The sequence below is a fragment of the Acinetobacter colistiniresistens genome (assembly GCF_000413935.1).
Classification (GTDB): domain Bacteria; phylum Pseudomonadota; class Gammaproteobacteria; order Pseudomonadales; family Moraxellaceae; genus Acinetobacter; species Acinetobacter colistiniresistens.
This window is the reverse complement of record NZ_KE340378.1, coordinates 51,202-69,848: the sequence shown is the minus strand read 5'-3', so window position 1 is coordinate 69,848 and position 18,647 is coordinate 51,202. Positions and strand designations below refer to the sequence as shown.

Below are 18,647 nucleotides of genomic sequence, written 5' to 3'. Positions count from 1 at the left end.
TATCTTGTGCAAAAATAAACTTATCTATTTGTTAGATATGTATTTTATAATTGGTTGACAAGATTACTTTCAAGTGATTAATTTTCAACCACAACTCGGTCGAGATTTACGCACTGATCCCACGGCCCAATTTATTACATTGACTTCATACTTTGTTACAATACAATGGCTCCAACTTTACTCTTTAATTGTTTTAAAGCTGGAAATCATTATGAAAAAACTCGGTTTAGCCACTGCTCTAGTTTTAGCCATGACCGGCGCTCATGCATACCAATACGAAGTTCAAGGTCAGTCTGAATTCATTGAAGCAAAAGCTTTAAATGATCAAGACTATACTGGTGCTGCTAAAGGTACTTACTACTTCAAAAATGTAGATGCTTCTAAAGGTCCTTTAGCTGAAGCTGCATTCTTAAACCAAGCTTCTAATGTTTCTGCTGCTTATAGCTATGCAAAATTAAGCGGTGATGAAGTACAAACTATTAAGAACAACTCATTTGGTGTGAAAGGTGAAGCTTACCTTCCAACTCCATATGTACCTGCTTATGTAAGTGCTGCATATAACCACTCTCAAACTAAAGTTGAAAACTTTAAAGACAATGGCGACCGCTACTCTGTAGAACTTGGTGCTATGGTTGTACCTAACTTCTTGGTTGCTGTAGGTTATGCTCGTGTTGCTGACCAAATTGCTTTAGATGCAAACAAAGTTCTTGAAAATGGCGTATTCAGCGCTGTAGCTGATGCAGCAACAATTGGTGACAAACAAGACGTTGTAACTGCACGTACTAAATACGTAGGTAACATCGACGGTACAAATATGGCTGTAGGTTTTGAAACTGGCCTTGTATACGGCGAAAACCAAGCTTACGGTTTAAAAACTGATCTTTATGTAACACCTCAGTTAAGCGTTGGTGCTTCTTATGCTGAAGCAAACTTCAGCAAAAACCCAGCTAACGACAACTTCTCTCCAATCAAATCTGCTTGGGGTGCGAACGTAAACTACTTCATTACTCCAGCTGTAGCTGTAGGTGCTAGCTACGTAAATGCGAATGCAGTACATGCAAACGTAGATACGCAAACTGTTGGCTTAAACGCGAAGTTCCGTTTCTAATATTGAGTTAAGATTCTCATTTGAGAAGACTTAATTCATAATAAAAAACCAGTTCTGATGAACTGGTTTTTTATTCTCTGAATCTCAATAAACTGTGAGATTCAGATACTCATTTGAAAGTATTACATCTTCTTATCTTCAATATTCAATGCACTGATCGCCAAAACCGCCTGAGTACGGTTCTGTACGCCCAATTTACGGAAGATTGCAGTTACATGCGCTTTAATGGTTGCCTCAGATACCTCTAGTTCATAAGCAATTTGCTTATTCAGTAGGCCTTCTGCCACCATCATCAATACACGGAACTGCTGTGGAGTCAGCGATTGTAAACGTTCCGCCAAAGCGGTTTCATCTGCTGCACGAGGATCAAAGCTGGCATGACTTGGTAAATTCGGCGGTAACCAAATCTCTCCCTCTAATACATGTTTAATCGCTTCACCAATATGACTTGGATGTGAAGACTTTGGAATATAACCCATGGCACCGTGTGCAATGGCACGTTGAATAATCGAAACTTCTTCGTGGGCTGAAACAATAATAATTGGAATCGCAGGATATTGCGCGCGCACATAAACCAAAGCAGAAAAACCTGATGCGCCCGGAAGGTTCAAATCCAGTAAGACCAGATCAGGCTCTGCACCATGTTCTAAACGCGCATAGAACTCATCAACATCGGCCGTTTCCTGGATCTGCGCTTGTGGCAAACTATAACGAACCGCTTGAATCAAAGCATGTCTAAAGAGTGGATGGTCGTCTACAATTAAAATATTCATAAGCGCTTAAGCTGTCTGCAAGTACGTCACTGTACGATGTTTATTTAAATTCAATCCGTCTAAGCCTATTTTCAATTACAGCTGAGGTCAAGCATAAGCATTGATTTATTTCCTTTTCGCGCAAAATAAATCAAATATTCATATAAACCACACCAATATCATCATAAATAAAAAAACAACGATAAATACTCAGTAGAAACAGTGAATTAAATATTGATTGTTATCAATCTAAAGCAAATTATGGATATATCTATAAAAAAGATAAGCTTGCAGCATTTCCTTATTTTACAGCCGAGGTCGAGCTATAGATAAATAAATAGCAATTCGAAATGATCTTTTAGGCCGTTATTATGTCCAATCACAATACTCCCTTAACCCCACTCAATATCGTTGCTGTATCTGGCGGTTTAAACAGTCCATCAAAAACAGAAAGTCTGGTTCAGGCGATTCTGGATGAACTTTCAGAAGCAATTAATATCAAAGTACATTTTGTCAAACTCAGCGAAATTGGACCTTTACTCGGTGGCGCAATTTATCGCAATCAGCTACCGCAACGGGTACAAGATGATCTTGCTGCGGTGGAAGCAGCAGATGCCCTGATTGTCGGCACCCCTGTTTATCGTGCATCTTTTACAGGTTTATTTAAGCACTTCTTTGATTTTGTTGAACAGACGGCGTTGGTCGATGTCCCTGTATTACTGGCCGCCTCGGGTGGTAGTGACCGTCATGCACTGGTGTTAGAGCATCAATTACGCCCACTCTTTAGCTTCTTTCAGGCACAGACATTGCCAATTGGGGTCTATGCAACAGATCGTGATTTCACCCCTGAATATACCGTGAAAAGTGAGCAATTATCTGATCGAGTCACCTTGGCGGTGGCGCGTGCCTTACCGATTCTAGAATGGGCGCCAGCTAAAGGACAGCGTGCTGCAGCCATTAAAACCAAAACTGAACAGGCCAATCAGAATCTCGGGATTAATAAACAGATTGAGCAGGCAGAAGTACTCCCCTCTGCGGCCGTCCCTGATCTGGATGCAGCTGAATCTCGCTTACATCCCAAGTCAGCCAAGAATTTAACCCACGTCGCATAAACCTGATTAAATGGAGGATACAACGATGACGACAACAGCATCCGCAATTAAATTTGCCTACTGGGTTCCCAATGTGAGTGGTGGTCTCGTTGTAAGCAACATTGAACAACGTACCGACTGGAGCTATGACTATAATGTTCGTCTCGCACAGGCGGCAGAACGAAGCGGTTTTGAATATGCGCTGACCCAGATCCGCTTTACCGCAGGATATGGCGCAGAAAACCAACATGAATCAGTGAGTTTTAGCCATGCGCTACTGGCGAAAACTGAAAAACTTCGGGTGATTGCTGCCATCCTGCCTGGCCCCTGGAAGCCCGCATTGGCTGCCAAACAGCTGGCGACCATTGACTATCTTAGCCAAGGGCGTATTGCCATTAACGTGGTCAGTGGCTGGTTTCGTGGCGAATTTGATGCCATTGGTGAACCTTGGCCTGAACATGATGAACGTTATGTGCGTTCAGAGGAATTTATCCGCACCTTGAAAGGGGTCTGGAGTACTGACAATTACAGCTTTGATGGTAAGTATTACCAGTTTCAGAATTACACCCTCAAGCCGAAACCACTGCAACAACCTTCGATCGAAGTGTTTCAGGGCGGTAGTTCCCGTGCTGCACGAGATATGGCTGCACGGGTATCCGATTGGTATTTTACCAATGGCAATAGTGTCGAAGAAATCAAAAAGCAGGTCGATGATGTGCGCAGCAAAGCCAAACAGGCCAATCGGCAGGTCAAGATTGGGGTCAATGCTTTTATCATCGCCCGTGATACGGAAGAGGAAGCCAGAGCGGTTCTGAATGAAATCATTGCACAAGCCAATGTTGAGGCGGTGAATGCCTTTGGTGATGCCACCCGTGAAGCTGGCGCAGCAGCACCCGAACGTGAAGGCAACTGGGCAAAATCAACCTTTGATGATCTGGTGCAATATAACGATGGCTTTAAAACCAACCTGATTGGCACACCGCAACAGATTGCAGAGCGGATTGTGGCCTTAAAAAATGTGGGGGTGGATCTTGTTCTTTCTGGCTTTCTGCATTTCATTGAGGAAGTTGAATATTTTGGAGAAAAAGTTCTACCGCTGGTCCGTCAACTCGAACAACAACAGGAGCATCATCTCGCAGCGAAATCAGCTTAGTTTTCAGCGTTAAACAAGAAGAAAAACAAAAGAAATACACATCCTCCCCAAGGCTCGGCTTGGGGCTTTTTTATTTTAAGTCGTCTCAATTTCTCGCATGACTGTTTCAACTGAATAACGACACCATTTCGATAACTGTTCAATAAATTCATTTAATTGCGATGGATTAAAATGGCTGACAATCATATAGCAGGCATTGCCAAGAATTTTAAAACACTCGTCCACCTGTTGGTATTGTTTAACCAGTCGTTCAACCTCGATAAAAGCTTGCTGATCATTCATAAACAGTTGAATGAATTGTTTATGCTCGTATTTTATCGCGATGGTGTAGTTTTTAATCACACCCACATCCATCAATTGAGCAATTCGCGCACCAACAGCCTGCCCTGTACGATGTACGCGCAATCCAATTTCTTTATGGCTCAGGCGAGAATCCTGTTTTAAAAGTTCAATAATTTTTAAGTCGATCAGATCAAGTTCAATATTCATTTTTCAGTACGAAATAAAACCAGTAACAATGCTTTCACCCGAATATAGCCGATTTCTCTGTTTCACCCTATGCTTGTTTTATCTTAATCTTGGAAGTAAACATAATGAAACAGGCCTTACTGATTATTGATGTGCAAAACGATTATTTTAAAAATGGCAAAATGGAACTGGTCAATCCAGAGCTTGCCTTGCAATATACCAACCAGTTAGAAGATCATTTTATCCAAAACAATTTACCGATTATTTATATCCAGCATATTAATCCTGCCTCAGCCAGTTTCTTTCAGGAAAATACCATCGGTGTTGAATTGCATCCTCAGCTTAAAGCTACTGACAGTTCAATTATTATCGAAAAGCATTTTCCAAATAGTTTCTTAGACACCGATCTTCAAAAAGTACTGGAACAACATCAGGTAGAACAACTAGTGATTACCGGCATGATGACCCATGTCTGTATTGATTCGGGGACACGTGCCGCCAAAGAACTGGGTTATCAGCCGATTGTGATCGCCGATGCCACCGCAACCCGTGACCTTGAGTATGATGGCAAAACTGTCAAAGCCGCTGATGTGCAAACTGCTTTTCTATCGGCATTAGGCTTCTTTGCGACAGTACAAAATACCGAAGATTTTTTAGCCACACATAAATGATCCACATAAAATAGAAAGAGCGCTTCATCAAGCGCTCTTGTTCATTTGAATTGATTTATCGGTTTGGATAGACCGTGGCAATTAAAGCCTCTACGACCGCAGGCTCAGCCAGCGTTGAAGTATCCCCCAAACTATCCAGCTCATTGGCCGCAATCTTTCTCAAGATACGGCGCATGATTTTGCCTGAGCGGGTTTTAGGTAAAGCCGGCGCCCAATGCAATGCATCTGGGGTTGCCACAGGACCAAGCACTTTACGCACCCAATTCACCAACTCCTTACGTAGCTCTTCAGATTCCGCCACATCGGCCTGTAAAGTCACAAAGGTGCAAATCCCCTGACCCTTAATTTCATGCGGCATCCCGACCACTGCAGCCTCAGCCACCGCCTCATGTGCCACCAAAGCGCTCTCGATCTCGGCAGTACCCAAACGATGCCCTGAAACGTTGAGGACATCATCGACACGTCCCGTAATCCAGAAATAACCATCCTCATCCCGACGGGCGCCATCACCAGTGAAATAGCAGCCTTTAAAAGTAGAGAAATAGGCTTCAATAAAGCGTTCTGGGTCGCCCCAAATGGTTCGCATCTGTCCAGGCCAAGAGTCTTTAATCACCAGATTGCCTTCGGTTGCACCTTGCAGCTCATTGCCCTCACCATCCACCAGTGCGGGTTGCACACCAAAAAATGGACGGGTTGCCGAACCAGGTTTGAGTGCGGTTGCACCTGGCAGTGGTGAAATTAAAATCCCGCCTGTTTCAGTTTGCCACCATGTATCGACAATTGGACAACGCCCTTCACCGACCACTTCGTGATACCAGTTCCATGCCTCTGGGTTGATTGGCTCACCAACTGAACCCAGTAAACGTAGGCTACTACGATTACTTTCACGGACATAGGCATCACCCTCACGCATCATGGCACGAATCGCAGTCGGTGCCGTGTACAGAATCGTAATGTTGTGCTTATCAATCACATGACCGATACGTGCCCATGTCGGATACTGTGGAATCCCTTCAAACATCACCGTGGTGGTGGCATTGCTCAATGGACCATAAAGCAAATAACTATGCCCTGTAATCCAGCCCACATCTGCGGTACACCAATACACATCATCTTCTTTTAGGTCAAAGACTTCTCTAAAGGTCGTATTCACATACACCAGATAACCGCCAGTGGTGTGCAGTACCCCTTTCGGTTTTCCGGTCGAGCCTGAGGTATATAGAATAAATAGCGGATCCTCGGCTTTCATCGGCTCGGGTGGGCAGTGTTCATCCACCTCCATAATCGCAAGGTGATACCAAATATCACGGTTCGCATTGAACTGAATCGGATTACCAGTACGATGTACCACAATCACATTTTGGACACTGTCCGTTCCAGCAATCGCTAAAGCCGCATCCACATTTTCTTTGAGTGGCAGCAACTTACCGCCACGCATCCCCGCATCGGCGGTAATGACCAATTTCGCCTGACTATCTTCAATACGGCTCGCCAATGAATCTGGCGAGAAGCCACCAAAAACCACACAATGCACTGCACCAATCCGTGCACAGGCCAACATGGCAATGGCTGCTTCAGGCACCATTGGCATATACAGCACCACACGATCGCCCTTGCCAATGCCTTGTTTTTTGAGCACATTGGCAAAACGACAGACTTCATCATGCAATTCAACAAAAGAAATAATTTTATGGCGCGATGGATGGTCACCTTCCCAAATAATGGCAGGTTTTAATGGATTATCTTTTAAATGACGATCTAAACAATTTGCAGAGACATTCAACTCACCATCGGCAAACCATTCGATTTTAAAGTTATCTTGCTGAAAACTGGTATTCTTCACCTGCGTAAAAGGCTTGATCCAGTCAATTTTTTTTGCTTGTTCCGCCCAAAAAACTTCAGGCTGTTCAATGGATTCCTGATAACGTTTGAAATAGTCTGCTTCCGAGATTCTTGCCGTTTCTTTGAATTTATCAGGCACTGGGTAGATGTCTTTCATAGCTTACTTCCTTGGTCTTTTATCTCATATCCTAGATGTTCTCACCTATTCTTTTGGATATGTTTTGTTCTCTCTTGCAGTATGGGCACCATTTACAAAGGCAAACAATGCGGCTTTGGTCGTAGAAGTTTTATACTGTTCCGACGGACTTATTTTCAAAAATTTACTCAAAATAATTTAAATTTGAACTGCTTGTCTATGCTTTTTGTTTTTAAAATAAGTGATTATTTTGATCATTGCCTAGATCTTAAAAGATTTAATAATCAGAAAAACAGGAATCGCTCATGTTTAATCCCGAATCACCAGCCCCAACCCTAATCTCTACAGATCAGCCACTTTCACCAAACGGGCGTTTCAACCGCCTCAGTTATATTGGTTGGTATGGTTTACTCAGCCTAATTTGTATGGCTGCTTTTCTCGGTATCTTTGCCTTCGCGGGCATCTTTACGACCAGCAACATCGATGAGGCTGTATTTTCGGCCTTCTCCGGCATCACCTTCTTTGCCTTTATTGCCCTTTGGCTCATCACACTTTATTTTCAAATTGTATTCTTAATTCGCCGTTTGCATGATCTAAATAAAACAGGTTGGTTGAGCTTGCTGTTATTGGTTCCAGTCCTCCAGTTCTTGTTTACTTTATATGTCTTACTTGCACCAGGAACACCTCATCGCAACGACTATGGCGATGTACGTCCATCCCGTGCTTGGGAAAAATTACTGGCATGGATCATGATTCTGGTCAGCTTGCTGATGATGTTCGGTATCTTCACCTTTGCTTATTATTTTGCCAGCCCAGATCTGTGGGATGCTCCAACACAAATCCTTCAAAATACGACCGGATATTTCTAACCCGCGCTATTCTGTCTGATGATGAGTGGAAGTCAAAACTTAATTTTGCATGCGTATCAGCCATAAATTCTTTATGATGGCTCCCCTCATTTACTCCTTCCTTTGCGAAATAGAGATCTTGCTGTGGCAAACCAACAAACAACCTTAACTGAAGTGGCAAAAGATACTGGTGAACTGATCCAGCAAGCTAGTGCCAAGACGACTGAAACGGTGCTCGCACATACTGAAAAGTATCATGATGCCTATACCACGATTGATAAAATCATCGATAGTTTCTGGGAACGCGTACCCTATATCGGTATCGCGATTACGGTTTTCATTATTTTTTGGTTACTCACTAAATTATTCAAATTTTTTATTCGCAAGACCTTAGAAAATCGTAGCTATACCCGTCAGAATTTGGTGTTGGTCCTTAATCGCGTCGGTAGTACGTTTATCATCTTCTTTGGTTTCCTGATCGCATTGGTGATTGCCATTCCGGGTTTCACCCCTAGTCAGTTGATTGGTGCTTTGGGAATTGGTTCTGTCGCAATTGGTTTCGCTTTTAAGGATATTTTCCAGAACTTACTATCCGGGATTTTGATTCTGATCAGTGAACCCTTCCGTATCGGCGATGATATTGTGGTGAATGGTTTAGAAGGCAATGTTGAAGATATTCAAATTCGTGCCACTTTCTTACGTTCACCTGATGGCCGACGTATCGTGATTCCAAATGCCACCGTCTATACCAGCGCGGTCACTGTGAATAATGCCTATCAGCGTCGCCGCTGTGAATTTGTAGTCGGTATTGGCTATGAAGATGATATGCAAAAAGCCAAGAAAATTATTCTGGATATTCTGGATCGCAACCTGAATGTACTCAGTCAACCAGGCTTCTCGGTCAATGTCACTGCACTGGCAGATTTTTCGATTAATTTGACTGTGCGCTGGTGGGTGAATACCACTGAAACAACGACTTCGGCATCAATCAGTGAAATTCAGGAATTTGTCGTTACAGCTTTTGATGAAAAAGGAATTTCGATTCCTTATCCGGTACAGGAAGTGAAAGTCTATCGTGGCGATCAAATTGAATCGAGTGACAACTCAGACAAATAAACGTCCAATAATATTCGATACCGCAGTTTCTGTTCGCAAAATCCGGTTGCCTAAGCACATGGCTTGGCAACCATTTTTTTGCAACAAATCAACTTCATAAGGAATAAATCCGCCTTCTGGGCCAATAATCAAACTACACGCATGTGGAATCGCATATGGCATTTTCTGCTCGGCATAGGGATGCGCCACATAGGCAGGCTGGTCTTCGCGAATCAACGTTGGTAAAACATCTTCAACAAAAGGTTTAAAGCGTTTATACATCTGAATGTCTGGTGCAATGGTATCACCAGCCTGTTCTAGCCCCAGAGTCACATAATCATTCAACTGCTGTAAAAACGGCGTTTGCCAATAACTCTTATCCACTCGATAACTATGAATCAGGCTGATTCGTTCTACCCCTAAAGTCACTGCATCCATGATGATACGGCGCAATACTTTGGGGCGGGGTAAAGCAAGAATCAAATGTACGGGTAGCTTTGCAGGAACTGCTTCTGTTTGAATTGGACGAACCGTAATAGCTTGTTCCGTGATACAGACAACCTCGGTAAGGTAGCGCTGCCCCGCTCGAATGCCAACTTTCAGGGTATCACCAACATTGAGCTGTAAGTGCTGACGTAAATGCTGTAATTGTCTGGAGTAGTTAATCTGCCATGCGTCCATCGAGCTGCATTGTTCGGCTTCAAGTAACACAATATTCATGATGCAGCTGTGCGTTGTAAGTAATGATCAAGACACTGAATATGCTGTTGTAAAGAACCTTTATTCGCCTGCAAAACCTGCTCTGCCTGTTGAACCAATTGCTGGGCCTGAACAGTATCTTCTAGGCAAGCCAATAATTGCTGTGCCACCTGCTCCGCATCCGCTCCAATCAAAATACCCTGTTGCGCCACAAACTCATCCACAATAGTTTGAAAATTAAAATAACGAGGACCAATCACTGTAGGTACATTCAACACCATCGGTTCTAAAATATTATGCCCACCGCCCGGCTCATTCAATGAACCACCAACAAAACAGGCTTGGCTGAGGGCATACCAGAGCCACATTTCTCCCATACTATCGGCAAGAAAAACTTGAGTATCCGCTTGGATGGATTGTTGCAAACTCCGGCGTTGGGTTTTTAAATTTAAACTTTGGCACGCCTTAAATAATACTTCATCAAAGCGTTCTGGATGTCGTGGCACCACAATACAGAGTAAATTCGGATTTGAATTTAAATGCGGCTGTAATTGTTTGAGTAAACTTTCTTCTTCAGGGGCATGGGTGCTCGCCAAGGTGATGATTTGACGATCGGCCAGTTGCCAATCCTGCTTGAGTTGCTGGGCTTGCGCGACAAAATGTTCTGGTGCAGTGATATCAAATTTAATATTGCCAACTACCTGACTTTTGGCTGGATTGAGGCCTAAATCGACATAACGCTGTTGCGTTGCCAGATCTTGTGCCAGCAACCAAGTAAGTTGTTGCAGCATCGGTTGGGTTAAACGGCGAACCTTGCCATAACCTTTGGCCGATTTCTCTGACAGGCGTGCATTGAGTAAAATACAGGGAATCTGTTGCTGTTGTGCTGTGGCAATTAAATTTGGCCAGATCTCTGTTTCAACCAATGCCAATAGTTTGGGTTGATACAGATTAAAAAATTGTTTTAGTAATACTTTTTGATCGACAGGCAAATACACCGCCTGAAATAAATCCAGATAAGGCGCTTTTAAAAACAGGGATTTTGCCCGAGCTTGCCCAGTCTTGGTGGTATTGGTCACCAAAACCGGATGGCCTAATTTTAAATAATGTTCAATAAGAGGCTGTGCCGCGTTGGTTTCACCGACTGATACCGCATGAAACCAAATTGCCCCTAAATTTTTAGCAGGCTGAAACGGCCCAAAACGCTCGATACATTCTTGTTGAAACAGCGCATCAGTTTCTGCCCGTTGTTTGATTTTCCAACGGTATAAGGGCTTGAGACAAGCCAATAAAACGTTATACCAAAACGGTGTTTGCTGTGCTGCTGTGTTCTGCGCCATCCGAGACCATAATTGACTATGTGATTGCTGCTCATTATGCGGAATTTAAAACAAAAACTCATGCGATTTTGGTAAATCGCATGAGCCATTTTACAGTTTTAAAGCAAATTAAGCTTCTAACTGCTCATAAGCAGGATAATCGGTATAACCCTCAGCACCCGCACCATATAAAGTTTGTGGTTGAAGTGGATTTAGAGCTAAATCATGTTGTAAACGTTCAAATAAATCTGGATTCGCAATGTATTGTTTACCGAATGAAACTGCATCGGCTTGGCCTGTCGCCAAAATACGTTTCGCAGAATCCGCCGTTAAACCTTCATTGGCAATCCACACCCCTTTAAATTTAGGACGTAATTTAGGTAATAAGCTATCTGCAGCTTCATATTCACGGGTAAAAATAAAACCCACTTTACGCTGATCTAATTGCTCGACCACATAGCCAAACGTTGCCAACGGATTCTCATCACCCATATCGTGTGAATCACCACGCGGTGCAAGATGTACACCGACTCGACCAGCACCCCATACCTCGATAAAGGTATCCACCACTTGAAGCAATAAACGCGCACGGTTTTCAATTGAACCACCATATTCATCATCACGCTGGTTGGTGCTGCTTTGTAGAAATTGATCAATCAGATAGCCATTGGCTGCATGCAATTCAACACCATCAAACCCAGCGGCTTTGGCCTGTTCAGCTGCATTTCTATATTGCGCTACGATTTCTTGAATTTCTTCATGAGACAACGCACGCGGTGTCACAAAAGCACGTTTTGGGCGAAGCAAGCTCACTTCACCCGCAGGTTGAATGGCACTTGGCGCTACAGGTGTATCACCGTCCAATAAGTCTGGATGTGAAATACGACCGACATGCCAGAGCTGAACCACGATTTTTGCGTCTTGTGCGTGCACAGCTTCAACAATTTTATGCCATGCCTGTGCTTGTTCTTGCGACCATAAACCCGGCGTATTGGCATAGCCCGCTGCCTTTGGGCTAATCACGGTTGCTTCGGTAATGATCAGGCCAGCATTGGCACGTTGTTGGTAATATTCCACCATTAAATCATTTGGAATACGCTGTGCACCGCTACGCGCTCTGGTTAATGGAGCTAAAACCAGACGGTTTTTAATCGTGAAATCACCTACTTGCAAAGTAGAATTTAGTTCAGCCATGATCGCCTCAACTTACACTTCTTCGATTTAAAGTGCTTGTTTTAAATGTTCGATATATTGCTGAATCAAAGCTTCATTACGCGTGAAATAGGACCACTGTCCATATTTCTCGACCTTGATCAATCCTGCCTGTTGTAGTACAGACAAATGATTCGACATGGTCGATTGCGCAACTTTTCCTAAACGTTCGATGTGCCCTGCACATACACCCCGTTCAAAACTACCACCACATTGCTCAACGGGTAGAAATTGCTCAGGCTCTTTCAACCATTGCAAGATCTGTCGACGTAATGGATTGGCTAAGGCTTTGCTTATAACATCAATATCCATAGACTCACCACGTTTCTCAAGCGGCAACGCTTTGTTCAGCACCTGAATCCAGTATATCGAACTTTTTAAATATTAATATCCATTTTTTTCGATATTAATATCATATTTTTTCGATTAACCAGCCGATGCTGAACGAGATTGCCGTTTTAATTGGATTAAAACTTATAAACCTTGCTTCAAACTTGCTTCAATGAACTTATCCAAGTCACCATCCAACACAGCTTTGGTATTGGAATTTTCAACTCCGGTACGCAAGTCTTTAATACGTGAGTCATCTAACACATACGAACGAATCTGACTGCCCCAGCCGATATCTGACTTCGAATCTTCCAAGGCTTGAGCAGCTTCATTACGCTTGCTCATTTCGAGCTCGTAGAGTTTGGCACGTAATTGCTTCCACGCGTGGTCACGGTTAGCATGCTGTGAACGCTGGTTCTGACAAGCCACTACGATCCCTGTCGGTGCGTGCGTTAAACGAACGGCAGAATCGGTTTTGTTAATGTGCTGACCACCCGCACCTGAAGCACGGTAAGTATCGGTACGAACATCGGATGGATTGATATCAATCTCGATATTGTCATCAATCTCAGGTGAAATAAACACTGCTGAGAATGAGGTATGACGGTTGTTGTTGCTGTCAAATGGTGACTTCCGTACTAAACGATGTACGCCACTTTCGGTGCGCAACCAACCATAGGCAAACTCACCATCAACACGGATGGTGGCTGATTTAATTCCTGCCACATCACCGTCAGAGACTTCCATCAGCTCAGCTTTAAAGCCATGACGTTCGATCCAGCGCAAATACATACGTAATAACATCGACGCCCAGTCTTGAGCCTCAGTACCACCCGAACCAGATTGGATCTCAAGGAAGCATGGATTTGGGTCCATTGGATTGCTAAACATACGGCGGAATTCAAGATTGCCCAGAGCTTCTTCAGCACTGTCTAACTCAGCCTGAACATCCAACAATAAACTTTCATCATCTGCTTCAACCGCAAGGTCAAGCATAGCCTTAGCATCATCTAACTGTTCAGCAAGACGATCAAACACAGCAATGGTATTTTCTAAACTGCCCTTTTCTTTGGCGATGGTTTGAGCACGGTTTTGATCATTCCAAATCGCAGGGTCTTCTAATTCTCTTAAAACTTCTTCTAAACGCTCAACCTTTAGATCGTAGTCAAAGATACCCCCGTAGTGTTTGGCTACGATCAGCTAAATCTTTCAATTGAATTAAATACGGATTAATTTCCACGCGTGTTTTCTCACAATTTTTTCACTTAATCCGCTATTTTAACATAACTGTTTTAGCCGACACAGCCATGTGTTTTTGAATAATTTGCTTTCTTAAAATCAGCTTTATAAATAAATTTATTTTTGTTTGAAATGTTTTCTAACCCCGATTTAGGCTGGCTCAATGTATAAAAAGTAGACTAAATTCACTAAAATACACAATATCTCCTAAGTTTTAATAAATCAAAACAATCCATTTTTATTAATAAATATCAATAATATAAAATGTCAAAATTACAAGTCAATTACATTTGTACAGTTTGATTACCTTATCAAGATTGACGATCATGAAAATTACTCTAGACTCAAGTTGTAACAAAACATGTATCTGTGTTTAACACTTGGTTTAAATCTTAATGAGGAAACAACCATGAAAAAATTAGCAATTGCATCAGCACTTTTATCTGCAATCGCAGTAACTGGCACTGCTCATGCTTATCAAGCTGAGGTCGGTGGTTCTTATACCTATAAAGACCAAGATCGTTTTGGTGACAGTGATCGTTTCAGCGTAGATGGTAAGTATTATTTCAATCCAGTACAAACACGTAATGCACCACTTGCAGAAGCAGCGTTCCTTGACCGTGCTAGCAATGTAAGTGCACAGTACGCTTATGAAAAAGATGATGCCATTAAAAACAACCAGTATGGCGCAGGGATTGAATACTTCGTTCCAAACTCTGATTTCTACTTAAGCGGTAATATTGGTCGTGAAGAAATCAAACCAAATAGCAACTACCTTGATGGCAAAGTAAAAGTTAACCACTATGCGGGTGAAGTGGGTTACTTACCAGCACCGGGTTTATTAATTGCTGCGGGTGCAAAAACTGTTGACGTTAAAGACGGTGACCGTGAAACTAGCCCAACACTTCGCGCCAAGTATGTAACCAAAGTGGGTCAGAATGACGTCAACCTAGAAGCTTATAGTGCTTTTGGTGACAACAAAGAAGTGAAATTAAAAGGTGATTACTTCATCGACAAAACTTTAAGTGTTGGTGTTGATTACCAAAAACTTAAATATGATGACACAATCATCAATTCGAATGAATGGGGTATTTCTGCGAAGAAATTCTTCAATCAACAAGTGAGCTTAGAAGGCCGTGTAGGTTTCGGTAACGACAAGTCATATATTGACAACGATTACACTTCTTTCGGTCTTCGTGCTGCATATCGTTTCTAATTTTTGAAATCGAAATTGCAAACATAAAAAACGCCCTGAGTCATTCAGGGCGTTTTTTTTCAACCAGCCTTTCATCCATTCCCCCCTTATTCCCTGTGCTGTCTTTTAATATTTTATGCGTTAAAGAATTGACGGTTATATATTTTTGACTACACTAGCGCCTGTAACAAAATATGTATTATTTTTAAACGGGGAAAATAACAAATGAAAAATTTAAATCTTCTTGCAGTACTTATGAGTGCTTGCTTTGCAATCAATGCCCATGCTTATCAAACTGAAGCCAGTGGTGCATATGAACATATCAATATGGATGATGGCAAAGGCAATAGTGCCGTGATCAGCGCTAAATATTATTTTAATCCGGTACAAACCCGAAATGTGCCTTGGGCAGAAGCAGCGTTCTTAGATAAAGCTTCGAATATTGGCGGTGGCTATGCTTATAGCAAGCTCAAGGATGACCAAGATTTCGGTGATTTACAATTTAATATGCTAGGACTACAAGGTGAGTTCTACGTTCCAAATACACAGTTCTATCTTTCTGGCGCCCTACATCGTACCAATGTTAAAGTGACAATCAATGGAATCGGCTCAGACTCCAAAAAGAGTGATGGCTATAACTTAGAAGCAGGTTTCTTGCCAATCTCTGGATTACTCCTTGCTGTTGGCGTTGCAGATTTATCAGATAGCTTAAACCCTGTACAGGTTGCTCAATACGGTTTTACCAGCACACTTTCAAACGCAGCAATCGTGTCTGGGGAAAATGACGATACTGCTGTTTCTTTACGTGCTAAATATGTCGCACAAATTGGTGGCTACTATACCAACTTTGAAGCGCTCAGCTATATTGGTGATGAAACAACCTACCGTTTAGGTGCAGATCTTTATCTTGATCCAACGCTCAATGTTGGTGTCTCATTTGCTGACTCTACCGCAAAAGACTCAGACAGTGTGTTTAATATTCATGCTCAGAAATTCTTCACACCACAATTTGCTCTAGGTGTGGGTTATACCACCACAGATGGCGTGGATGCTTTTGCGCTCAATGGAACGGTTCGTTTCTGATACTGGCTTCATCAAAAATGGCAAAAAATCCGCTCGTAGGAGCGGATTTTTTATTGTTTTAAATACGCAACTTGTAATTGCAGACTGGTGTTACCATTAAAGACATTACGTTCCAAGGTATAAACCAAGTCTACATACCCCAGCATCGGGTTAAATTCAAACCGATCCATGGCATTAAATGCAATCGCATCAATCGAATGTGAGCCTACCGCAAGTTTTAGTTTGAGATGCTGATCTTTGAGCCAGCGATAATCAATCACTTTAAAGCGCCCCTCAAATTGAGGAAGGGGGAATTTTTGTCCCCAAGGCCCAAGCTGTTCAATCCAGTCCAAAGTTCCAAGATGCAAAGCTGAATCGCCTAATTCACCATCGGTCCATAAGGTCGCTTGAAACAACTCCTCATCCATGGCCGCAATAGACTGAATAAACACCGCTTTGAATTCATCAAAGTGCTCTTTTTTCAGCGTCAAACCTGCCGCTGCCGCATGACCACCAAAATGACTAACCAGATGTGGATATTGCTCCGCAACCTGCTCAATGGTGTCACGAATATGAATTCCATCAATCGAACGTGCTGAACCTTTAATATGGATGCCATCTTCATCAGGAGCAAACACCAGACTTGGCCGGTGGAACTGCTCTTTTAATCGTCCCGCCACAATCCCAATCACCCCTTGGTGCCATTGTTGATCAAACATTACCAAGGCAGCAGGTAAATGCGCTGTCTCAAGTTGTACATGTTGCAGTGCTTTCAACGCTTGCTGCTTCATTTCCGATTCAACTTGACGGCGTTCCATATTGAGCTGATTCAATTGTTGTGCAATCGGATAGGCTGTTTGCATATCGGCAGCGAGTAGACACTCAATCCCGATGCGCATACTTTCCATCCGACCCGCCGCATTAATACGAGGCCCCAGTACAAAACCTAAATCCTGCGCACGTAAACTAGCGGCATCACGACCCGCAATATCCAATAAGGCTAAAATGCCTGCACGACACTGATGTTGCTGAATGCGTTTTAGTCCAGCATCAATCAAGATACGATTGTTGTAATCCAGTGTCGCCACATCGGCATAGGTACCCAAAGCCACCAGATCAAGATACTGGGTGACTTTGCTGCTGCTTTTACCCTGCTGACTACGAGTGCTGGCTAGTCGTGCTAACACATAAAAAGCAACACCTACCCCAGCCAGTGCTTTGCTGGAAAAGTCACAACCCAGCTGATTCGGATTAACCACTGCTTCGGCACTCGGTGTCGGCTTGGTGGTTAAGTGGTGGTCGGTGATAATCACCTGCATTCCCAATGCCTGTGCCGTTTCCACACCCGCATGACTGGAAATTCCATTATCGACTGTAATCAAAAGATCAGGTTGATAACTGTGCTGAGCCAATTCTGCAATTGCTGGCGTAAGTCCATAACCATATTTAAAACGGTCAGGCACCAGATACTCTACTCTGGCACCCATGTCTTGCAACACGAGAACCATCAACGCGGTACTGGTTGCACCATCGGCATCATAATCCCCGACAATCACGATCTGCTTTTGCTGATCAATGGCTTGATCGATCAAGGCAACCGCCTGCTCCAAGCCTTTTAAATCAGGCGAAAGGAGATACTTCAGTTTCAGCTCTAGTTCTTGTTCTGACTGAACGCCGCGTCTTGCTAAAATTTCAGCGATAAATGCAGGCACGCCCTGAAACTGTTCAGGGCGTGTCAGTAAGGGTCTTTGTTGAATTTGAATCTGGGTCATTTATGGCATCAAACGTTGTATAGTCCAAACACCGTTCTGTTTTTCATAACTTAAACGGTCATGTAGGCGATTTGGTCGGCCCTGCCAGAACTCATAATAATCCGCTTCGAGGCGATAACCGCCCCAGAATTCAGGTTTATCCAGCTCAGCTTGGGCTTGAGTTTGCAACGCTTGAAAGCGTTGCTGTAATAACTCCCGGCTTTCAATCACACCACTTTGTGGGGTACTGATATGCGCCGCAATCTGACTGTCACGCGGACGCTTATGGTAATAATCCGTCGACTCTTGTGCAGAAATCTTGATGACTTTACCACCGATACGCACCTGACGCTCTAGACTAGGCCAGTAAAACAGCAGTTCAGCATAGGGATTTTCAGCTAAATCTAAACCTTTCTGGCTGTCATAATTGGTATAGAAGTCATAACCTGCTTCTGTCGCGCCACGTAGCAAGACCGTACGCACATGCGGACGACCTTGTCGATTTGCCGTTGCCAAGGACATCGCATAGGGTTCATGTAAATGAGCAGCCAGTGCATGATTAAACCAATTGAGGAACTGCAAATGAGGTTGGCCACTCACTTGGCCTTCATGTAACTCACCTTGCTCGTAGCTCAAACGCAACTCACTCAGGTCTTTAATGACATCATTCATAAAT

General features: G+C 43.1%; 18 protein-coding genes. 8 read left to right on the top strand and 10 right to left on the bottom strand.

Annotation, left to right across the window (positions count from 1 at the left end; genetic code table 11):
- The first annotated feature begins 211 nt into the window (after positions 1–211).
- The gene (omp33-36, locus tag F907_RS14985; protein ID WP_016651347.1) at positions 212–1,108 is read left to right on the top strand and encodes a porin Omp33-36; all 897 of its coding nucleotides are present in this window, start codon (positions 212–214) and stop codon (positions 1,106–1,108) included.
- A gap of 122 nt (positions 1,109–1,230) precedes the next feature.
- Here the strand turns inward: omp33-36 and F907_RS14990 are convergent, their stop codons facing one another.
- Positions 1,231–1,881, bottom strand: coding sequence for a response regulator transcription factor (locus tag F907_RS14990; protein ID WP_005275592.1), 651 nt, complete (start codon positions 1,879–1,881; stop codon positions 1,231–1,233).
- A 350-nt stretch (positions 1,882–2,231) separates the two neighbouring features.
- Here F907_RS14990 and msuE point away from each other — a divergent pair, with 350 nt between their 5' ends.
- Positions 2,232–2,972 (top strand): FMN reductase, encoded by a 741-nt coding sequence (gene msuE / locus F907_RS14995; RefSeq protein ID WP_005275590.1) that lies wholly within the window; start codon positions 2,232–2,234, stop codon positions 2,970–2,972.
- A 25-nt stretch (positions 2,973–2,997) separates the two neighbouring features.
- Positions 2,998–4,104: a dimethylsulfone monooxygenase SfnG gene (gene sfnG, locus F907_RS15000; RefSeq protein ID WP_005275589.1), complete on the top strand. Its 1,107-nt coding sequence runs from the start codon at positions 2,998–3,000 to the stop codon at positions 4,102–4,104.
- A 75-nt stretch (positions 4,105–4,179) separates the two neighbouring features.
- Here the strand turns inward: sfnG and F907_RS15005 are convergent, their stop codons facing one another.
- Positions 4,180–4,593 carry an AsnC family transcriptional regulator gene (locus tag F907_RS15005; RefSeq protein WP_016651346.1) on the bottom strand — a complete coding sequence of 138 codons (414 nt, stop codon included), beginning with the start codon at positions 4,591–4,593 and terminating at the stop codon, positions 4,180–4,182.
- A 104-nt stretch (positions 4,594–4,697) separates the two neighbouring features.
- Here F907_RS15005 and F907_RS15010 point away from each other — a divergent pair, with 104 nt between their 5' ends.
- Positions 4,698–5,243, top strand: coding sequence for a cysteine hydrolase family protein (locus tag F907_RS15010; RefSeq protein ID WP_005275585.1), 546 nt, complete (start codon positions 4,698–4,700; stop codon positions 5,241–5,243).
- Positions 5,244–5,298: 55 nt separating this feature from the next.
- On the opposite strand, the gene acs is transcribed toward F907_RS15010, so the two are convergent.
- Positions 5,299–7,242, bottom strand: coding sequence for an acetate--CoA ligase (gene acs, locus F907_RS15015; protein ID WP_005275583.1), 1,944 nt, complete (start codon positions 7,240–7,242; stop codon positions 5,299–5,301).
- A 284-nt stretch (positions 7,243–7,526) separates the two neighbouring features.
- On the opposite strand from acs, the gene F907_RS15020 reads away from it, so the two are divergent.
- Entirely contained in the window at positions 7,527–8,090 is a 564-nt protein-coding gene (locus tag F907_RS15020; protein WP_016651345.1) for a DUF805 domain-containing protein, read from the top strand.
- A 123-nt stretch (positions 8,091–8,213) separates the two neighbouring features.
- The gene (locus F907_RS15025; RefSeq protein ID WP_005275580.1) at positions 8,214–9,185 is read left to right on the top strand and encodes a mechanosensitive ion channel family protein; all 972 of its coding nucleotides are present in this window, start codon (positions 8,214–8,216) and stop codon (positions 9,183–9,185) included.
- Here the strand turns inward: F907_RS15025 and F907_RS15030 are convergent.
- The 5 genes from F907_RS15030 to prfB form a co-directional block, all read right to left on the bottom strand.
- Positions 9,174–9,884 (bottom strand): 16S rRNA (uracil(1498)-N(3))-methyltransferase, encoded by a 711-nt coding sequence (locus F907_RS15030; RefSeq protein WP_016651344.1) that lies wholly within the window; start codon positions 9,882–9,884, stop codon positions 9,174–9,176. The genes F907_RS15025 and F907_RS15030 overlap by 12 nt on opposite strands.
- Positions 9,881–11,203 (bottom strand): 3-deoxy-D-manno-octulosonic acid transferase, encoded by a 1,323-nt coding sequence (locus tag F907_RS15035; protein ID WP_016651343.1) that lies wholly within the window; start codon positions 11,201–11,203, stop codon positions 9,881–9,883. Before F907_RS15035 ends, F907_RS15030 begins: the two co-directional genes overlap by 4 nt.
- A 108-nt stretch (positions 11,204–11,311) precedes the next feature.
- On the bottom strand, positions 11,312–12,376 hold the full coding sequence (locus F907_RS15040; protein WP_016651342.1) for an alkene reductase: 1,065 nt from the start codon (positions 12,374–12,376) through the stop codon (positions 11,312–11,314).
- 27 nt (positions 12,377–12,403) lie between these two features.
- Positions 12,404–12,706, bottom strand: a complete 303-nt coding sequence (locus F907_RS15045; RefSeq protein ID WP_010590065.1) for an ArsR/SmtB family transcription factor — start codon at positions 12,704–12,706, stop codon at positions 12,404–12,406.
- 162 nt (positions 12,707–12,868) lie between these two features.
- A protein-coding gene (gene prfB / locus F907_RS15050) for a peptide chain release factor 2 (protein ID WP_096911324.1) occupies positions 12,869–13,964 on the bottom strand; the annotation gives its coding sequence in 2 pieces (ribosomal slippage) (positions 12,869–13,891 and positions 13,893–13,964; 1,095 coding nt in all).
- 408 nt (positions 13,965–14,372) lie between these two features.
- On the opposite strand from prfB, the gene F907_RS15055 reads away from it, so the two are divergent.
- On the top strand, positions 14,373–15,179 hold the full coding sequence (locus F907_RS15055) for a putative porin (protein ID WP_016651341.1): 807 nt from the start codon (positions 14,373–14,375) through the stop codon (positions 15,177–15,179).
- Positions 15,180–15,383: 204 nt separating this feature from the next.
- A complete protein-coding gene (locus F907_RS15060) occupies positions 15,384–16,241 on the top strand; it encodes a putative porin (protein WP_016651340.1) in 858 nt (285 codons plus the stop codon).
- Positions 16,242–16,291: 50 nt separating this feature from the next.
- Here the strand turns inward: F907_RS15060 and recJ are convergent, their stop codons facing one another.
- Entirely contained in the window at positions 16,292–17,992 is a 1,701-nt protein-coding gene (gene recJ / locus F907_RS15065; protein ID WP_016651339.1) for a single-stranded-DNA-specific exonuclease RecJ, read from the bottom strand.
- Positions 17,993–18,643, bottom strand: a complete 651-nt coding sequence (pdxH, locus tag F907_RS15070; RefSeq protein ID WP_016651338.1) for a pyridoxamine 5'-phosphate oxidase — start codon at positions 18,641–18,643, stop codon at positions 17,993–17,995.
- Positions 18,644–18,647: the final 4 nt, after the last annotated feature.

Coding starts and splice junctions, on each gene's coding strand:
- omp33-36 (WP_016651347.1), top strand. CDS start 212: ATGAAAAAACTCGGTTTAGCCACTGCTCTAGTTTTAGCCATGACCGGC.
- F907_RS14990 (WP_005275592.1), bottom strand. CDS start 1,881: ATGAATATTTTAATTGTAGACGACCATCCACTCTTTAGACATGCTTTG.
- msuE (WP_005275590.1), top strand. CDS start 2,232: ATGTCCAATCACAATACTCCCTTAACCCCACTCAATATCGTTGCTGTA.
- sfnG (WP_005275589.1), top strand. CDS start 2,998: ATGACGACAACAGCATCCGCAATTAAATTTGCCTACTGGGTTCCCAAT.
- F907_RS15005 (WP_016651346.1), bottom strand. CDS start 4,593: ATGAATATTGAACTTGATCTGATCGACTTAAAAATTATTGAACTTTTA.
- F907_RS15010 (WP_005275585.1), top strand. CDS start 4,698: ATGAAACAGGCCTTACTGATTATTGATGTGCAAAACGATTATTTTAAA.
- acs (WP_005275583.1), bottom strand. CDS start 7,242: ATGAAAGACATCTACCCAGTGCCTGATAAATTCAAAGAAACGGCAAGA.
- F907_RS15020 (WP_016651345.1), top strand. CDS start 7,527: ATGTTTAATCCCGAATCACCAGCCCCAACCCTAATCTCTACAGATCAG.
- F907_RS15030 (WP_016651344.1), bottom strand. CDS start 9,884: ATGAATATTGTGTTACTTGAAGCCGAACAATGCAGCTCGATGGACGCA.
- F907_RS15035 (WP_016651343.1), bottom strand. CDS start 11,203: ATGGCGCAGAACACAGCAGCACAGCAAACACCGTTTTGGTATAACGTT.
- F907_RS15040 (WP_016651342.1), bottom strand. CDS start 12,376: ATGGCTGAACTAAATTCTACTTTGCAAGTAGGTGATTTCACGATTAAA.
- F907_RS15045 (WP_010590065.1), bottom strand. CDS start 12,706: ATGGATATTGATGTTATAAGCAAAGCCTTAGCCAATCCATTACGTCGA.
- F907_RS15055 (WP_016651341.1), top strand. CDS start 14,373: ATGAAAAAATTAGCAATTGCATCAGCACTTTTATCTGCAATCGCAGTA.
- F907_RS15060 (WP_016651340.1), top strand. CDS start 15,384: ATGAAAAATTTAAATCTTCTTGCAGTACTTATGAGTGCTTGCTTTGCA.
- recJ (WP_016651339.1), bottom strand. CDS start 17,992: ATGACCCAGATTCAAATTCAACAAAGACCCTTACTGACACGCCCTGAA.
- pdxH (WP_016651338.1), bottom strand. CDS start 18,643: ATGAATGATGTCATTAAAGACCTGAGTGAGTTGCGTTTGAGCTACGAG.